Source organism: Pandoraea sp. ISTKB (assembly GCF_001721285.1).
GTDB classification, from domain to species: domain Bacteria; phylum Pseudomonadota; class Gammaproteobacteria; order Burkholderiales; family Burkholderiaceae; genus Pandoraea; species Pandoraea capi.
The window spans coordinates 136,819-152,072 of sequence record NZ_MAOS01000001.1; the positions used below are offsets into that span (position 1 = coordinate 136,819).

General features: G+C 64.3%; 15 protein-coding genes. 5 read left to right on the forward strand and 10 right to left on the reverse strand.

Features of this window, described 5'->3' with window-relative positions; genetic code table 11:
• Positions 1 to 75: 75 nt before the first annotated feature.
• The 8 genes from A9762_RS00635 to A9762_RS00670 all read right to left on the reverse strand — a co-directional run bounded on the left by A9762_RS00635 (position 76) and on the right by A9762_RS00670 (position 8,730).
• Positions 76 to 882 (reverse strand): alpha/beta fold hydrolase, encoded by an 807-nt coding sequence (locus tag A9762_RS00635; RefSeq protein WP_083253513.1) that lies wholly within the window; start codon positions 880 to 882, stop codon positions 76 to 78.
• A gap of 198 nt (positions 883 to 1,080) precedes the next feature.
• Positions 1,081 to 2,025 carry a nitronate monooxygenase family protein gene (locus tag A9762_RS00640; RefSeq protein ID WP_069340114.1) on the reverse strand — a complete coding sequence of 315 codons (945 nt, stop codon included), beginning with the start codon at positions 2,023 to 2,025 and terminating at the stop codon, positions 1,081 to 1,083.
• Positions 2,026 to 2,130: 105 nt separating this feature from the next.
• Positions 2,131 to 2,646 (reverse strand): MarR family winged helix-turn-helix transcriptional regulator, encoded by a 516-nt coding sequence (locus A9762_RS00645; RefSeq protein WP_069340115.1) that lies wholly within the window; start codon positions 2,644 to 2,646, stop codon positions 2,131 to 2,133.
• Between the two features lie 157 nt (positions 2,647 to 2,803).
• The gene (locus tag A9762_RS00650; protein WP_069340116.1) at positions 2,804 to 4,180 is read right to left on the reverse strand and encodes an MFS transporter; all 1,377 of its coding nucleotides are present in this window, start codon (positions 4,178 to 4,180) and stop codon (positions 2,804 to 2,806) included.
• 59 nt (positions 4,181 to 4,239) lie between these two features.
• Positions 4,240 to 5,898, reverse strand: coding sequence for an AMP-binding protein (locus tag A9762_RS00655; RefSeq protein WP_240493394.1), 1,659 nt, complete (start codon positions 5,896 to 5,898; stop codon positions 4,240 to 4,242).
• Positions 5,891 to 6,739, reverse strand: coding sequence for an enoyl-CoA hydratase/isomerase family protein (locus tag A9762_RS00660; protein ID WP_069340117.1), 849 nt, complete (start codon positions 6,737 to 6,739; stop codon positions 5,891 to 5,893). The genes A9762_RS00655 and A9762_RS00660 overlap by 8 nt, the downstream gene beginning before the upstream one ends.
• Before the next feature lie 27 nt (positions 6,740 to 6,766).
• A complete protein-coding gene (locus A9762_RS00665) occupies positions 6,767 to 7,948 on the reverse strand; it encodes a CaiB/BaiF CoA-transferase family protein (RefSeq protein WP_069340118.1) in 1,182 nt (393 codons plus the stop codon).
• 8 nt (positions 7,949 to 7,956) lie between these two features.
• A complete protein-coding gene (locus A9762_RS00670; RefSeq protein WP_069340119.1) occupies positions 7,957 to 8,730 on the reverse strand; it encodes an enoyl-CoA hydratase/isomerase family protein in 774 nt (257 codons plus the stop codon).
• A gap of 236 nt (positions 8,731 to 8,966) precedes the next feature.
• On the opposite strand from A9762_RS00670, the gene A9762_RS00675 reads away from it, so the two are divergent.
• The 3 genes from A9762_RS00675 (at position 8,967) to A9762_RS00685 (ending at position 11,480) form a co-directional block, all read left to right on the forward strand.
• Positions 8,967 to 9,926: a hydroxymethylglutaryl-CoA lyase gene (locus A9762_RS00675; protein WP_069340120.1), complete on the forward strand. Its 960-nt coding sequence runs from the start codon at positions 8,967 to 8,969 to the stop codon at positions 9,924 to 9,926.
• The gene (locus A9762_RS00680) at positions 9,923 to 10,348 is read left to right on the forward strand and encodes a PaaI family thioesterase (RefSeq protein ID WP_083253514.1); all 426 of its coding nucleotides are present in this window, start codon (positions 9,923 to 9,925) and stop codon (positions 10,346 to 10,348) included. Before A9762_RS00675 ends, A9762_RS00680 begins: the two co-directional genes overlap by 4 nt.
• A gap of 133 nt (positions 10,349 to 10,481) precedes the next feature.
• Positions 10,482 to 11,480: a porin gene (locus A9762_RS00685; protein WP_069340121.1), complete on the forward strand. Its 999-nt coding sequence runs from the start codon at positions 10,482 to 10,484 to the stop codon at positions 11,478 to 11,480.
• A gap of 61 nt (positions 11,481 to 11,541) precedes the next feature.
• On the opposite strand, the gene A9762_RS28780 is transcribed toward A9762_RS00685, so the two are convergent.
• Entirely contained in the window at positions 11,542 to 11,955 is a 414-nt protein-coding gene (locus A9762_RS28780) for a lysozyme inhibitor LprI family protein (RefSeq protein ID WP_170836153.1), read from the reverse strand.
• Between the two features lie 343 nt (positions 11,956 to 12,298).
• On the opposite strand from A9762_RS28780, the gene A9762_RS00695 reads away from it, so the two are divergent.
• Positions 12,299 to 12,928: a glutathione S-transferase N-terminal domain-containing protein gene (locus A9762_RS00695; protein ID WP_069340123.1), complete on the forward strand. Its 630-nt coding sequence runs from the start codon at positions 12,299 to 12,301 to the stop codon at positions 12,926 to 12,928.
• A gap of 131 nt (positions 12,929 to 13,059) precedes the next feature.
• Positions 13,060 to 13,524, forward strand: coding sequence for a hypothetical protein (locus A9762_RS00700; protein ID WP_069340124.1), 465 nt, complete (start codon positions 13,060 to 13,062; stop codon positions 13,522 to 13,524).
• 47 nt (positions 13,525 to 13,571) lie between these two features.
• Here A9762_RS00700 and A9762_RS00705 read toward each other — a convergent pair whose 3' ends face one another.
• Positions 13,572 to 15,146, reverse strand: coding sequence for a PLP-dependent aminotransferase family protein (locus A9762_RS00705; RefSeq protein ID WP_069340125.1), 1,575 nt, complete (start codon positions 15,144 to 15,146; stop codon positions 13,572 to 13,574).
• Positions 15,147 to 15,254 lie beyond the last annotated feature (108 nt).

A 15,254-nucleotide genomic window follows, 5' to 3' on the forward strand; every position in this document is an offset into this window, starting at 1 on the left:
TAACGGCATGGCGGCCTCCAGGGCCGCCATCCGGTTGGCGGTCGACCGTCGGTCACCGCCAGCTTACTCGCAGACTTACTTGCCCGCTGCGTTCGCCGCTTCTTCGATCAGACGCGCTACGGCCTGCGGATGCGACTCGTACACCGAGTGGCTGGCGCCCTCGATCTCGACAGCGTGCGCATGGGCACGTGCAGCATACATCCGTTCCAGATCCGGGTTGATGATGCGGTCGGCCTTGGCCACCATATACCACGACGGCTTCGTCTTCCATGCCGGATCGGGAATCAGGGCGGTGAAGACCGAGGCGGCCGTCGGCATCTGCGCGTTGGCTTCGAATTCGGCCTGCGCACGCGGCAGGTCGGCGGCGAAGTCGGCCGGATAGTCCTTCGGGTTCAGGTACAGGTAGTTGTCCGGCGTCTTCACGACCGCTTTGGTCAGATTCGGAAACTTCTTGCCGTTGCTGGCTTCGGTTTCGCCCACATCCAGCGCGTGCGCAGCGATGTACACCAGCGCCTTGACGTGTTCGTCGTTGCCCGCTTCAGTGATGATTGCACCGCCGTAGCTGTGGCCCACCAGCACTGCCGGGCCGTCCAGACCGTCGAGCACGCGCTTGGTGGCGGTCACGTCTTCCTGGAACGACGTCAGCGGCTCCTGCACCAGCGTGACGTGATAGCCGTCCTTGACCAGCAGGTCGTAGACCGGACGCCAGCCGGCACCGCCGACGAACGCGCCGTGCACGAGCACGATGTTCTTGATCGGACCGGTAGCCGCCGGGGCGGCATGCGCGGACAGGGCGGGGAAGACGGCAGCAGCGGCGGCGGCAAACAGCGCGCCGGCAGTAGCAGTACGCGCAGCGATAGCGCGCAGTTGGCGAGTGGGCATGTGAGCTCCTTGAGTTGACTTCGTGACTTCGTTCATCCGGATACGGACGTTGCGGTGAACAACGTGAAGCCAGTCTAAGGAGCGGGGGACGTCAGAGAACTGACGCAGAAATTACAAAAAAATGACGAAATCGACGACCGGCGGCAATCCGTGCGCGGTCGTCGTCCATGCCAGTGTGGGTGCCCGAAGCCGAGCGGGTCAGCCTGCGAGCCGGTGCGCCGCGCTCTCGCATTCCGCCACGAGCCGGGCCATGACGTCCGCCGCACCGGGCAGGTCGCCGATCAGCCCGGCCGACTGACCGAGTTCCACCTTGCCCCAGTCCGTGTCGCCGTCGAGCGCCGCCTGCTTGAGCGAGCTGGATTTGAAGAGTGTGTCGTACGCCGCGTCGTCCGGTTCGTTTTTGTCGGCAAGCAGCACGCGTTCGGCGAAACGGTTGCGTGTCATGCGCACCGGCAATCCACGCACGCCGACGAGCGTCGTGCCGTCGATGTCGGTATCGAGCACGGCACGCTTGTAATTCTCGTGGACGCCTGCCTCACGCGTGGCCAGAAAGCGTGTACCGAGTTGCACGGCGTCCGCGCCCAGCGCGAGCAACGCCGCAACGCCATAGCCATCCGCCACACCGCCTCCGGCGATGATCGGCAGATCGAACTCGACGACGGCCCGGCGCACGGCCACGAGCGTGCTCACGCCATTGACCGGCGGATGTCCACCCGCCTCCGCACCGACCACCACGAGGGCATCGACGCCAGCGTCCGCCGCCTTGCGCGCATGCGGCATCGTCGAGACCACGTGTATCCAGCGAACGCCTCGCGACTGGAAGCGCGCAAGGTGCGCCTTCGGACCGCCCTGCGACGCGATCACGACGGGCACGCCTTCTTCCTCGATGACATCGAGAAACTGCTCGGCCTGCGGCCGATACAACGGGATATTGACGGCAAACGCGCCTTGGGTCGCCGCCTTCACCTCGCGCACGGTGTCGCGAAAGGCATCGAGATACATCGGTCCGGCCGCGATCACGCCCAGACCGCCGGCATTCGACACGGCAATCGGCAACGCCGCGTTGGACGACGCCCAGCTCATCCCGGCCTGGATGATGGGATATTTGATATTCAACAGCCGAGTGAGGCGGGTCTGAAGCATGAAAAGTCCCTCGAAATACCGCGCAGACGCGCATTGACGATGCTCGTCAATCTAAGGGACATATGATGCATTGTCAAATAATTTACCGCACAAACCACAACAACATCAGAGGTCTTCGCCAGCCTCTTCCCGCTCCTGATCCAGCATAATCCTTGCCTGATACGTGAGCTTGTCAAGTATCTTGGGCAATGCATCGCGCTCCGCGCGCGTCAGTACGGACAACAGCCGGTCGTTGAGTTCTTCGGCAACGGGAAAGACTTGTTTGACGAGATCGCGGCCGGTCGCCGTGAGCGAGATCACGACACCGCGCGCATCGGCACTGTCGGTGCTGCGCTGGAGGATGCCCCGCGCTTCGAGCGCACTGACCGTGCGGCTCATCAGCCCGCGATCGAACTGCGCCTGCTCGGCAAGGCGATTGAGCGACATGCCCGCGCTGCTGTGGAGCAGCGCAATGGAACGCCATTCGTTGAGCGTCAGACCGAAGTTGCGCTCATAGACGCTCGACGACCCCTTCGTGTAGATGTTCGTCAGTTGACGCAGTTGAAACGACGTGAGTTGCCGCAAGTCGGACGGTGCGGCGCTCGCCGGTTCTGGCGAGCGCGAGGGGTTAGGCTTGGGCATGTGTCGGGCGGGCCGGAACGGTGGAATGGAATGGCGTCATGCTATCGCCTCGCCAATGCCCGGTCAAACCCGCGAACACCCCAAAACCTTCCCGAACTACCCAGCCGATGCATGCGGTTCGCAACGCCGTTTCAGGCCCGCGATTCAGGCCGACGAGTCAGGACCGAGAAGCACCCTTGGGCAACAGCCGCGCCGGAATGCCGACGAGCAACAGCACGCTGCCGAACAACACGAAACAGCCAGCGACCTGCAACCCCAGCGGCAGGCTGCCCGTCGTCGTTTTCACGTAACCGATCACACTCGGCCCGACCAGCCCGCCCAGCGCCCCGATACTGCTCACGACGGCAATCCCGGCCGCAGCGCTGGCGGGCGCCAGGTACGTCGACGGGATCGTCCAGAACACCGACAGACTCGACAGGTGTCCAGCCGTCGCAATCGCGAGCAACAGCACGGCGAGCCCGAGGTTGTGCGACAGATACGGCATCACCATCAGGCTGACGGCCGCAAACATCAGCGGCACGGCAGCATGCCAGCGACGCTCGCGATGGCGGTCCGAATGACGACTGACGATCAGCATCGACACGATGCCGACCACCGGCGGCACCGCCGAGAGCAGCCCCACGTGGAACGGATCCTTCACACCGGTGGACTGGATCACCAGCGGCGCATAGAACGCGATGGTGCTGGCCAGCACGTACGCACAGAATGACACGAGTCCCGCGATGTAGACGCGCCAGTCGCGCAGCGCCGCCAGCGTGCCGCCGTGGCCATGGGCATGACCACCCTTGCTCGCTTTCTGACGACGTTCCTCGCCGAGCACGCTCGTGAGCCGGGCCTTCTCGTCCGCGCTCAGCCACTTCGCCGATTCGGGTTTGTCCTCCAGCGCGAAGAAGACCACGACGCCCAACACGATGGCAGGCAGCCCTTCGAGCAGGAACATCCACTGCCAGCCGGCCAGTCCGTGAATCTCATGAAAGCTGCGCATGATCCAGCCCGACGTGGGCGCACCGATCATCGTGGCAATCGGAATGGCGACGAATGACAACGCAGTCACACGCGCCCGCCGCTCCGCCGGGAACCAGTAGCTGAGATACAGGATCAGGCCGGGGAAGAAACCCGCCTCGGCCGCGCCGAGCAGCATGCGGGCGACATAGAACTCCGTGGGCGTGCGCACGAACATCATGGCGCAGGACACCGCACCCCAGAGCGTCATGATGCGCAGCAGCGTCTTGCGTGCGCCCATGCGGGCGAGCATCAGATTGCTCGGCACCTCGAAGAGCAGAAAGCCGACGAAGAACAGCCCCGCGCCAATGCCGTAGACGAGATCGCTGAAGTGCAGATCCGCCTTGAACTGAATCTGTGCGATGCCGATGTTCGCACGGTCGATGTAGTTGATGATGTAGCACACGAACAGCAATGGCAGCGTGCGCCACGCGATCTTGCGATAGGTCGATTCCTCGACCACCGTTGCACTCGCCGCAGGCGCGGGTGTGCCGCCGAACGGCTGTGACGCCGTCGTCGTCTGTGAAGTCATGTCTCCTCCAATCTTGATTTTTTGATGAGGTCCGGCCGTTGTGCGATGCTTTCACCGCATCACGACAGGCCGAACTCCCGTATCGCGTAGTCGCGCAGCTTGTTCTTCTGCACTTTCGAGCTTCCCGTCATGCCGATGCCATCGAACGAATCGACGAACCGCAGATACCTCGGCACCTTGAAATTCGCAGCGCGCGCACGACACCAGTCGATGAGCGCCTCGCTTGTGACGTCTGCCCCGGGGCGCAGCACCACGAACGCCGCCGGCACTTCGCCAAGACGCGCATCCGGCACACCGACGACCTGTGCGAGTTGCACGGCGGGATGCGTGAACAGCGTCTCTTCGACCTCGGCCGGCGCCACGTTCTCGCCGCCGACGCGGAACACGTCCTTCAGCCGGCCGATCATGCGCATGCGTCCTTCGCCATCGATCACGCCGAGGTCGCCCGTGCGCAGCCAGCCGTCGTCGCTGAACGCCTGCGCGGTCTCCTTCGGCTTGTTGTAGTAGCCCTTCATCACGCTCCAGCCGCGCACCTGAATCTCGCCCGGCTCGTTCGCCCCCAGCACGTCGCCCGTCTCCGGCGACACCGTGCGGATCTCGATGCCCGGATGCGGACTCGCCCAGCCGCCCACACGCAATGCCAGCGGGTCGCGCCAGTCGTTGAGCACCACGTTCGGCGACGCTTCCGATTGCCCGTAAGCGCCGACCATGTGCGGCACGCCCATCACGTCGTGAATCTTCTGCATGATCTCGGGACCGGCCGCCGCCCAGCCGCCGCGCAGATGAATGCGCTCGCGACGGAATTCGGGGTGCCCCATCATCATCAGGAAAATCGTGTCGTTGCCGGACGTGAGCGTGCAGCGCTCTTCGTCGAGAATGGTCAGCACCTTCGCCACGTCGAACGACGGCACCGACAACAGACAGGCGCCGGTGACCAGCGAGACGAGCAGCGACATCGTCGTGCCCGCGACGTGGAAGAACGGACGCACGCTGAAGTAGCGATCGTCGGCGCGCACGCCGATGCGCAGCGCCGAAGCAGCCGCATTCGTGAGCATGTTGCGATGACGCAACAACACGCCCTTCGGGAACGACGTCGTGCCCGAGGTGTACTGAATCAGCAGAATGTCGTCTGGCGACACCGTTGCCGAGCGGCGCGCCACTTCCGCACGAAGCTCGGCGGTGTCGGGCAAATCGTCGAAATGCTCGACGGCCTGCGGCAGTCCGCGCGACCGGTCGCCGACCATCACGGCGCGCCGCAACAACGGGAGAAAATCGCCAGGCAATGCCGCATCGAAAGCCGGTTCGACGCTGCGCAGCAACGCCGTGTAATCGATGTTGAGGAACGTGTCGGTGTAGAACAGCACGCGCACGTCGCCCTGACTCAGGCAGTAATTCAGTTCGTCCGACTTGAAGCGCGTATTGACGGGGACCGCCACCGCGCCAATCGATGCGGCGGCATAGAACAGCACCACCCAGCTCACCGAGTTGCCCATCAGAATGCCGACGTGTTCGCCGTGCTGCACCCCGAGATGCACCATGCGTGCGGCCGCCTGCTCGACGCGTGCCGCCAGCGTTCGGTAGTCGATACGCTCACCGTCGATCACCAGCGCTTCGGCCGTAGGCGTCTCACGCACACGCGCGGCAAGAATGGCGGGCAGCGTTACCGGCCCCTCCAGCCCGAACTGGCTGGCATAGACTTCGTGGCCCATTTCACGCATGACTGCCTCCCTGCTTAACACCTTCGACGCCATTCACGGCATTGGCCGCGTGATTCACGTCGTTGCTCGTCCCACTGCCGAAACGCGCAATCTTGCTGCCCCAGTCGGGGCTTTGCAGCAGCGTGTCGATGGCCAGCATCTCGATGGCGAGCGCGCCGGCCGGATCGGTTTCCACGCCCCGGTCGATGCAGTCTTTCGTCAGCCGCATGGCGAGCGCCGGTGCGGCGGCGATGGTCTGCGCCATGGCCCGCACGGCGTCCAGCGCGTCGTCGACGGGCACGATGCGCGACACCAATCCTGCCTCGCGCGCTTCCTGCGCCGAGAGCGTGCGGCCCGTGAACGCCATGTCCTTCGCGAGGCGCTTGCCCACCGCGCGCGGCATGCGTTGCGTCGCACCCACGGTCCCCCAAAGCGCTTCAGGCGTGCGGAACGCCGCGTTGTCAGTCGCGACGATGAAGTCGCACGCCATGGCGATCTCGCCGCCCGAACCGATGGCCGGGCCTTCGACCAATGCGATGCACGGCTTGCCGATCTGCTCGATGGCATCATAAGCGGCAAACGCCTTGATGCGACGCGCACGCACGTCGTCGAGGCTCATGCCCTGACGCTCCTTGAGATCCGCCCCTGCGCAGAACACCGGCCCGTTGGCGCGCACGATCACACAGCGCACCGAATCGTCGCCACGCAACGCCTGAACGACCGTGCGCAATTCGTCGCACATCACGGCATTGAGCGCATTACGCTGTTGCGGCCGGTTGAGCACGATCTCGACGACAGCGCCCTCTGCACCATCCGCACCGTCTGCGCCGCGCAAGACCTCCAATGTCTCCCAATCTTTCATGCTTGTTCGCTTCCTGTTCAATCGTATTCAGATGGCGCCATCGCGACGCAGCGCCGCGATCTGCTCCGGCGTGTAGCCGAGTCCTGCCAGCACGGGATCGGTGTGCTCGCCCAGCAGCGGCGGACGCCCCACTTCCGGATCGGCGAAGCCGTCGAACTTGAACGGCACCGGCAGCGCGCCGAATTTGCCGACCGACGGATGCTCGAACTCGCTCACCATGCCGCGAGCCAGCACGTGGGGATCCGCAAGCACTTCGTCGACATGCTGAATCGGACCGGCAGGCACACCAGCGGCGTCGCACGCGTCGCACAGTTCGCGACGGGTCTTGCGAGAGATCGCCGCCGTCAGCGCCGCCATCAGGCGATCACGATGCTCGACACGGCCGGCGTTGGTCGCGAGCGTGGCATCGGCGGCCAGCTCGTCGAGTCCTAGCAATTCACACAGCGGCAGCCAGTGCTGATCGCTGCACGTGATATGGACGTAAGCCCCGTCGCTGCACGCGAACGTGGCCGACGGGACACGACCCGGATGTTCCGTGCCCAGACGCGGCGGCACTTCGCCCAGCGCGAAGTAGCGTCCGGCGGCGAGCGTGAGCAGACTGACCTGACCGTCGAGCATCGAGAAATCGACGTGACACCCGGCGCCGGTCTGCGTGCGCCCTTGCAAGGCGCTGAGAATGGCAATTGCGATCCACAACCCCGACGACAGGTCGGCAATCGGCAACCCGGGCTTTACCGGACCGCCGCCGCGCTCGCCCGTCAGACTCATCAGACCGCCCATCGCCTGAAAGACGGTGTCGTAGCCTTTGCGTTTCGCATACGGGCCTGTCTGGCCGAAGCCGGTGCAGGAGACGTAAATGAGCTTCGGATTGGCTTCGCGCAGCGCCGCCTGATCGAGGCCGTAGCGCTTGAGCGTGCCGACGGGAAAGTTCTCCAGCAGCACGTCGGCGCGCGCGGCGAGATCGCGAATGATCGCGCGGCCCGCCTCCGTCTTCATATTCGCCGTGACGGACTGCTTGCTGCGGTTGCAGGCGAAGTAGTACGCCGACTCGTCGCCGACTTTCGGCTCGAACGTGCGGGTTTCGTCCCCGCTGCCCGGCTGCTCGATCTTGATGACCGTGGCACCCAGTTCCGCAAGGATCATGTCCGCGAACGGGCACGCCAGCACGCGCGCCAGTTCGAGAATCGTCACGCCGGCGAGCGGCTTCATCGGTGCATTCATGACGGACGCACGCGCTTGGGGAAGCTGCGCATCATCATGTTCGTGTCGAGCGAGACGTCGAACGCCTGCGTCAGCGGCAAATCGGCCACGCGATGGAACAGGCGCTTGGTTGCGGTCATCGAGACGGGATCGTAGTCGGCCAGACGGGCGGCCAGGGCGACGGCATCGTCAACCAGCGTGGCATCGGGGCTCACACGATTGGCGAGGCCCAGCGCCAATGCGCGTGACGCGTCGACGGTATCGCCCGTCGAGACCAGCTCGAATGCCGTCTTGCGTCCTACCTGACGCACCAGATTCGCCATGACGATCGCGGCCACGATGCCGTGCTTCAGTTCGGGATAGCCCAGCTTGAGGCTCTCGCCCACGACCAGCAGGTCGCACGCGAGCGCCAGCCCTGCGCCACCGCCCATGGCATAGCCCTGCGCGGCGCCGACCACCGGCGTGCCGATCTCGGCGAACGCGCGGTGCAGCGATGTCGTGAGATGCGCACGCTTGAGCGCCGCCTGCGCGGCGTCGGCATCCGAGCCACCCGCAACGAAACCGCCGAATTCCTTGACATCGGCCCCCGCACAGAAGCTCTGCCCCGCACCAGCCAGCACGATGGCGTTCACGTCGGGATCGGCATCGGCCTCGCGCAGCGCGGCCAGCAAGGCATGGGTCAGCTCGTTGTTCAGCGCGTTGCGCTTGTCGGGGCGGTTCATCGTGATCACGCGCACAGCGCCGCGATCTTCAACACGCAGGGAGTCGGGAAGCGTCAGGGTTCGGGACATCGGGTTCATCAACCTTGGGTAAGACGGGTATGGCGGCTAGCCTAATCCAACAAATGTGACGTCGTCAAACAAAATTATAGAGACAGCGCTTCTCACATGGCGAAAAACCTCAATAAACATAAATAATTACGGTAAACCCTGTGTCTCACGGCCCACAATTTATTTGACATTGCATCACATTAGATGATTTGATGCGTGCCATCCGAACTCATTTTTGGCGCGCTGCGCCGTTCGTCATGTCCGAATTGACCCTGTGCGAATGTTTTGCCCGCGACGGCCTGCAACACGAGACCGCTTTCCTCGCCACCGATACCAAACGCGATCTGATCGATGGGTTCGCACGTGCCGGTTTTCGCCGCGTGGAGGCGACGTCTTACTCCAACCCGGCCGTCGTGCCGCAGTTCGCCGACGCCAGCGCCCTGCTCGCCGTGCTGCCGCGCGTCGATGGCGTCTACTACAAGGCGACGTGCGCCAACACGCGTGCCGTCGAGCGCGCGCTGGTCGATCTGGAGGCGGGCATCGGCGTCAATGAAATCAGCCTGCTGGTGTCGGCCAGCGACTCGCATTCGACGCGCAACCTGAAGCAGTCGCGCGCCGACCAGTGGTTGCGCATCGAGGCGATGGCAAAGGCTGCGCAAGGCCGTTTCCGTCTGGTTGGCACCATTTCGGTGGCCTTCGGATGTCCGTTCGAAGGGGCCATCGATCCCGCGCGCGTACTTCAGGACGTGGAGCGATTCGCCTCGCTCGGCGTGCAATACATCACGCTCGGCGACACCATCGGCGTGGCGACGCAGGCATCGACGAAGGCGTTGTTCTCGCAGATGCTGGCGTCCTTCCCCGACGTCCACGCCATCGCACATTTTCACGACACCCGTGGCACCGGCATCGTCAATTACCTCGCTGCGCTGGAAGCGGGCGTGAGCCACTTCGATGTCGCGTTCGGGGGCACCGGCGGCCACCCTGCCAAGGTGCAGTACGGCGGCGGCGTGACCGGCAATGTCTGCACGGAAGACTTCGTGAACGTGCTGGAGACGATGGGCGTCGATACGGGCATCGATCTGGCCGCGATGATGGCCGCGTCACAAGCGTGTGAAACCGCGCTCGGGCGTCAGCTCGCCAGCCGGGTCGCACGCACTGGGCTGAATCCGATGCTGAGCGTGAGCACGTCGGCGAGCGCAGCCACCGCAGCCCAATGACGCACCTCACGTCTCCCGTGCCCGCCGGCGCGCTGCGTATTGAATCGCAGTTCTGCCTCGACCAGGGCTTCACGCTGCTGGAATCGGGCGACGGCACGGCCGTCCTCGCATGCGATGTGCTCGACCGGCATACGAACCGGCACGGCAACGCGCATGGCGGCCTGATCGCCACGCTGCTCGATACGGCGATGGGCATGGCGACGCGCGCGAGCGGCACGGTCGACAACCTCGGCACCGCCAGCCTCACGATCAACTACCTGCGCCCGGCACGCGGACGCATCACGGCGCATGCAAGGGTGCGCCGTAGCGGCCGCTCGCTCGCGTTCTGCGAAGCCGAGGTGCTCGACGCCGACGACCGCCTGCTGGCCACCGCCAGCGCCGTCTTCGCCGTAGCCCCGCACGGAGCATCGCCACCGGCCTGATTCACCGCTTCCCCTGGCAATACCCGCAACACCCGCGACATCTCAAAAAAACACATCGGAGACACCCGTCATGCTTTTCGCAACACGACGCCGCATCGCGTACGCGGCGGCCTGCCTTTCCTGCACAACGCCTATGCTGCTCGCCTCCACGAGCGCACATGCCGAAGTCACGCTGTACGGCCTCATCGACACGGCCATTCGCTACGAGACCAACGCCAGCGCCAGCGACGGCAAGCTGTTCAGCGCCTCGCAGGGTTCGTTCACCGGCTCGCGCTGGGGGATCAAGGGCACCGAGCAACTCGCCCCCGATCTGGAAACGTTCTTCGTGCTGGAGAGCGGCTTCAGTCTGGATGACGGCACGTCGTTGCAAGGCACCAAGAGCGCCGGTTTCGGGCAAGCGTCGTCGAATGGTGCGGGTCGACTGTTCGGCCGTCAGGCGTTCGTGGGCGTGCGCGGCAGTTATGGCGCGTTGTCGATCGGGCGGCAGTACAGCGTGGGCTATACGGCGATGGGCGCGGCGCAGATCTTCAACAATCCGAACCTCGACACGCTGATCGTGGCCAGCAACTACGTCGGCAGCCGTCTCGACAATACGGTGAAGTACACCCTCGATGCAGGCGGCTTTTCGCTGGGTACGGCCTACACCTTCGGCAATGCCGCGAGCGATACGCATGCGAACTCGGGCGTGGGGGTGACGGCGGGATATACGGCGGGCGGTGTGAACGGCACCCTGGTCTATCAGCGCCTGACGTCGGCGGACGGCACGCAGTCGCGCAACACGTTCGGCTTTTCGACGGGCGCAGCGTTCGGCGCGTGGAAAGCCACGGCCGGCTATCTGCATAGCCAGTTGACGGAGGTCGAGACGCGCAACAACGTCATGCTGCTCGGCCTGAGCTATAACCCGCTACCGGCGCTCACACTCGGCGTGGGCGGATTCGTCGACTGGCAGGCGCAGCCGGGCGGCAAGCGTACCGCCGTCTATGGCATGGCGGATTACCAACTGAGCAAGCGCACGGACGTCTATCTGGAAGTCGACCACAATAACATCAGCGGCAAGTACACGCTGATTGCCTCGCAGGGCACCTACGGCAGCAAGATGGGCGTCTCGCTAGGGTTGCGTCATACGTTCTGAAGCAGCGCACGGCAGTGGGCATCGATCGATGCCCGCTGCCACGCATGATGTGTGAGTCAGATCAGGGGCGAGTGCAGGACAGGTCGCCTTCTTCGCAGTTGTTCATCCTGTCCAGACGCTTGGTCTGTGCCTTCGTCAGTTCGTCGAAGCAGGTGGTGATCACGAGCGGATGAATGCTGCCGCCGTCCGAGCCCATCGTCTCGAACGTGCACTGCGCGTCGCGCCACGCGATCCACGCCCGCTGCGACTTTTGCAGTGCGGCCTTGCCCTCCGGACTCAGTTTCTTGTTCAGCGCCTGAAAGGCATCGTTGAGCTTCTTGTCGGAGGCCTTGTAAGCGTCCATCGCGCACTTGTTCATCGTCGCCTGATCCTGCGGGTCGTTGCAGGCGGAAGCGGATGCGGCGGACGGTGCGGCGTGGGCCGCAGCGCCGATCATCAATACAGCGGCGGCGGCCGCCCAACAAATGGCTTTCATGTGTCTCCCGGGTAGTCGGATGCGCGTAAGCGAGGCGTTCATGCTATCCGAACCGGGCGCCCTGCGGCGCAGGAATCCCGCGCGTTCCGGCACCGTGCGATGACGTGCCGCGATGAATTTGCCGCACCGGCAGGTTTCCGTCCATGAGCACCGGTTTCGCCATCTCCGCCCCGGGACATCGGGGTCGAATCGGGGTCGAATCGGGGTCGAATCGGGGTCGAATCGGCGTCGAATCAGCCTCAATACGCAACTGTTGTCCCGACAAGCCCCCCATTCTGTATCTGGCAAAGCGTAGCGTGCAGGCCTAGAATCGTGGCGTCCCCCATCCAGAATCAGGACTTCCATGCTCCGCATTCTCGGCAGACCTTCGTCCATCAACGTGCGCAAGGTGTTGTGGCTCGCGCATGAACTCGGCACACCGTTCGTCAACGAGCCGTGGGGCGACGGCGACCCGTCGCGCAATCTCAACATCCCCGCTTTTGCCGCGCTCAATCCGAACCTGATGGTGCCGGTCGTCGACGACGACGGCTTCGTGCTCTGGGAGTCGAACACCATCCTGCGCTTTCTCACGACGTCGCGTGAGCGCACCGATCTCTACCCGACAGCGCCTCGCGAGCGGGCCCGCATCGATCAGTGGATCGACTGGCAGGCGGCGGATCTGAATCCGGCATGGAAATATGCATTTACGTCGCTGGTCCGCCGCACTCCCGGCTATGACGATCCGAACGCCCTCGCGGCCAGCGCTGCGCGGTGGAACACACTCATGCACGTGCTCGACCGGCAGTTGCAGCACACGCAAGCCTTCGTGGGTGGCGACACCTTCACGTTGGCCGACATTCCGATAGGACTGTCGGTGCACCGCTGGTTGAGCGTGCCGATCGAGCGCCCGACGCTAGATGCCGTTTCGGCCTATTACGAACGCCTGTCCGAACGTGAGGGCTTCCGCCTTTACGGTCGCAATGGGATTCCTTGACGGCAACGGGATCCTTAGCGCATCGTCGCGCCCCGCCCTAGCGCGAAAGGCATTGACGCGCGACACGTGAACCTCTACTGTCCCGGGAACGAACATTTCCCCCTTATCGTTAGGATAACTGACCTATCCCTATGAAAATCGATAGTGGTATCACGCACACGCTCACGGGGCGCCAACAGACGGGCACCGGCAACGGACGGACCGACATCGGATCATTTCAGGCCGTGCTGGCGGAGAAAACGCAGCAAACCGGCGACGCGACCGGCGCACAGCAAAGCACGCGCCAGATCGACTTCCACGACATGACGCGTCAGCAGATGCGCGATTGGGTCAACGGCCAGATTCGCAGCGGCCAGATGTCGCTCGACGATAGCTCGCCGTTCATGGCGATGACGATGAAGGTGCCGGTCGACGGCAGCCCTGAAATTCCGGCAGATCGTGATCCGGAACGCATCGATTTCGCGGATCGGGCACGTCAGGGCATCGCCGGGGCGCTCGCCCTGAACGACCCCGAGAATGCGAAGCGTCTGCAACAGGCGCTCGACATCATGACGCGCCTGCAAGGTCAGACGGTCGGCATCTCGACACGCGCCTGACGCACGCCTGATGCGCGGCGGCCCCGGCACCCGCCGGGACCGGCAGGTTACCCCGCCGCAGGCGCCGCCTCCGCCATCGTCTCGCGCAGCACTTCCGCGAGCGCGACGACTCCCGCTTCGATGTGCTCCAGCCGAATGGACGAGAAGCCCAGCCGGAACATGTTGCGAGGGGGCGTATCCCCCATGAAGAACACGTCGCCCGGCTCGATCAGGATGCCGCGAGACTTCGCCCTCGCCGCCAGCACGTTCGCATTGAGCTGCGCAGGCCCCTGCACCCAGCACGACGCACCGCCCTTCACGCGCACGAACGACACTTCCGGCAGGTGGGTCTCGAGCGCCGCGCTCAGCACTTCGGCGCGCTTGGCGTAGGTGTCGGCCAGACGCCGCAGCAACGCATCGTGATGGCCCAGCGCGAGAAACATCGAGAACGAACGCTGAATGAATGCCGACGGGTGACGAATCATCAGCCGCCGCAGCGCGCGCAGCTCGTTCACCAGCGCCGCCGGCGCGACGATATACCCCAGCCGTAATCCCGGCGCGAAGGACTTCGACAGGCTACCGATATAGATCACCCGATCGCTGCGGTCCAGACTCTTCAACGCCGGAATCGGAATGTCCGAATAGCTGTTCTCGCTTTCGTAATCGTCTTCGATGAGCACGAAATCGTCGGCCTCGGCACGACGCAGCAACGCCTCACGATGAGCCAGCGGCATCGTCGTCGTGGTCGGACATTGATGTGACGGCGTGACGTACACGTAATCGCATTGCGACAACCGGTCGTCCACGGGCAGGCCGTGTTCGTCGACCGGCAGGCCGATCAGCTTCGGCGTGCGCATCGCGAAGATGTTGCGCGCATCCGGATAGCCCGGATCTTCGATGCCGACGGTCGTGCGCGCACCGACCAGCAGATCGGCCAGCAAGTACAACGCCTGCTGTGCGCCGTTGGTGAGCACGATTTCGTCGGCGTCGGCCCACACGCCGCGACGCGGCAACACGCGCGTGCGAATCTGCTGGATCAGCGTCTCGTCGTCGCGCGCGATCATGTCCGGCGCCCAGTCGCGAATCTCCATGACGGTCAGCGCCTTGTGGCAACACTCGCGCCAGTCCGCCGTCGGAAACATCGTCGGATCGAACTGCCCGTAAATGAACGGGTACTGGTATTGCTGCCAGTCGATCGGCTTGACGATGTTGCGCTGTGCCGACGGACGCACGACGTATCGCCCCTCCCAATCCGGCGTGGACGGGTCCAGCGGCGCGATGGTGCCAGCCGCGTCGTCATCAGTCGGCGCAAGCGCAGCGCCACGGCCATCACGCGCCGACGCGCTTTGCGACCCGACGCGCGGCGCAAGGATATCGCCATTGACGAAGTAACCGCGCCGCTCGCGCGCGATCAGATACCCCTCGTCTACCAGTTGCTGGTACGCCAGCACCACCGTGTTGCGCGCCACGCCCAGCCCTTCGGCCAGTTCGCGCGAGGACGGCACCGCAGCGCCGCGCATCAGACGCTCGTCCAGAATCGCCGACACCAGCATCTGGCGAATCTGGCTCTGCAAACTCATGCCCGCTCGCGCCGACACCGAGAACAACTGGTTCCACATCGCCGCAGAAATCCGGCTCGACATCGCGTCCCCTTTCTTATGTCACTTCCAGAACGTCAATTATTACTCATGAGACGGTGACGTTTATTCCGAATTGGGGTTTATCCGAAGACGCGAGAAAAAGGGCCGAAT

Coding starts and splice junctions, on each gene's coding strand:
- A9762_RS00660 (WP_069340117.1), bottom strand. CDS start 6,739: ATGAAAGATTGGGAGACATTGGAGGTCTTGCGCGGCGCAGACGGTGCG.
- A9762_RS00635 (WP_083253513.1), bottom strand. CDS start 882: ATGCCCACTCGCCAACTGCGCGCTATCGCTGCGCGTACTGCTACTGCC.
- A9762_RS00645 (WP_069340115.1), bottom strand. CDS start 2,646: ATGCCCAAGCCTAACCCCTCGCGCTCGCCAGAACCGGCGAGCGCCGCA.
- A9762_RS00665 (WP_069340118.1), bottom strand. CDS start 7,948: ATGAAGCCGCTCGCCGGCGTGACGATTCTCGAACTGGCGCGCGTGCTG.
- A9762_RS00640 (WP_069340114.1), bottom strand. CDS start 2,025: ATGCTTCAGACCCGCCTCACTCGGCTGTTGAATATCAAATATCCCATC.
- A9762_RS28780 (WP_170836153.1), bottom strand. CDS start 11,955: ATGAAAGCCATTTGTTGGGCGGCCGCCGCCGCTGTATTGATGATCGGC.
- A9762_RS00655 (WP_240493394.1), bottom strand. CDS start 5,898: ATGCGTGAAATGGGCCACGAAGTCTATGCCAGCCAGTTCGGGCTGGAG.
- A9762_RS00705 (WP_069340125.1), bottom strand. CDS start 15,146: ATGTCGAGCCGGATTTCTGCGGCGATGTGGAACCAGTTGTTCTCGGTG.
- A9762_RS00680 (WP_083253514.1), top strand. CDS start 9,923: ATGACGCACCTCACGTCTCCCGTGCCCGCCGGCGCGCTGCGTATTGAA.
- A9762_RS00695 (WP_069340123.1), top strand. CDS start 12,299: ATGCTCCGCATTCTCGGCAGACCTTCGTCCATCAACGTGCGCAAGGTG.
- A9762_RS00700 (WP_069340124.1), top strand. CDS start 13,060: ATGAAAATCGATAGTGGTATCACGCACACGCTCACGGGGCGCCAACAG.
- A9762_RS00685 (WP_069340121.1), top strand. CDS start 10,482: ATGCTGCTCGCCTCCACGAGCGCACATGCCGAAGTCACGCTGTACGGC.
- A9762_RS00675 (WP_069340120.1), top strand. CDS start 8,967: ATGTCCGAATTGACCCTGTGCGAATGTTTTGCCCGCGACGGCCTGCAA.
- A9762_RS00650 (WP_069340116.1), bottom strand. CDS start 4,180: ATGACTTCACAGACGACGACGGCGTCACAGCCGTTCGGCGGCACACCC.
- A9762_RS00670 (WP_069340119.1), bottom strand. CDS start 8,730: ATGTCCCGAACCCTGACGCTTCCCGACTCCCTGCGTGTTGAAGATCGC.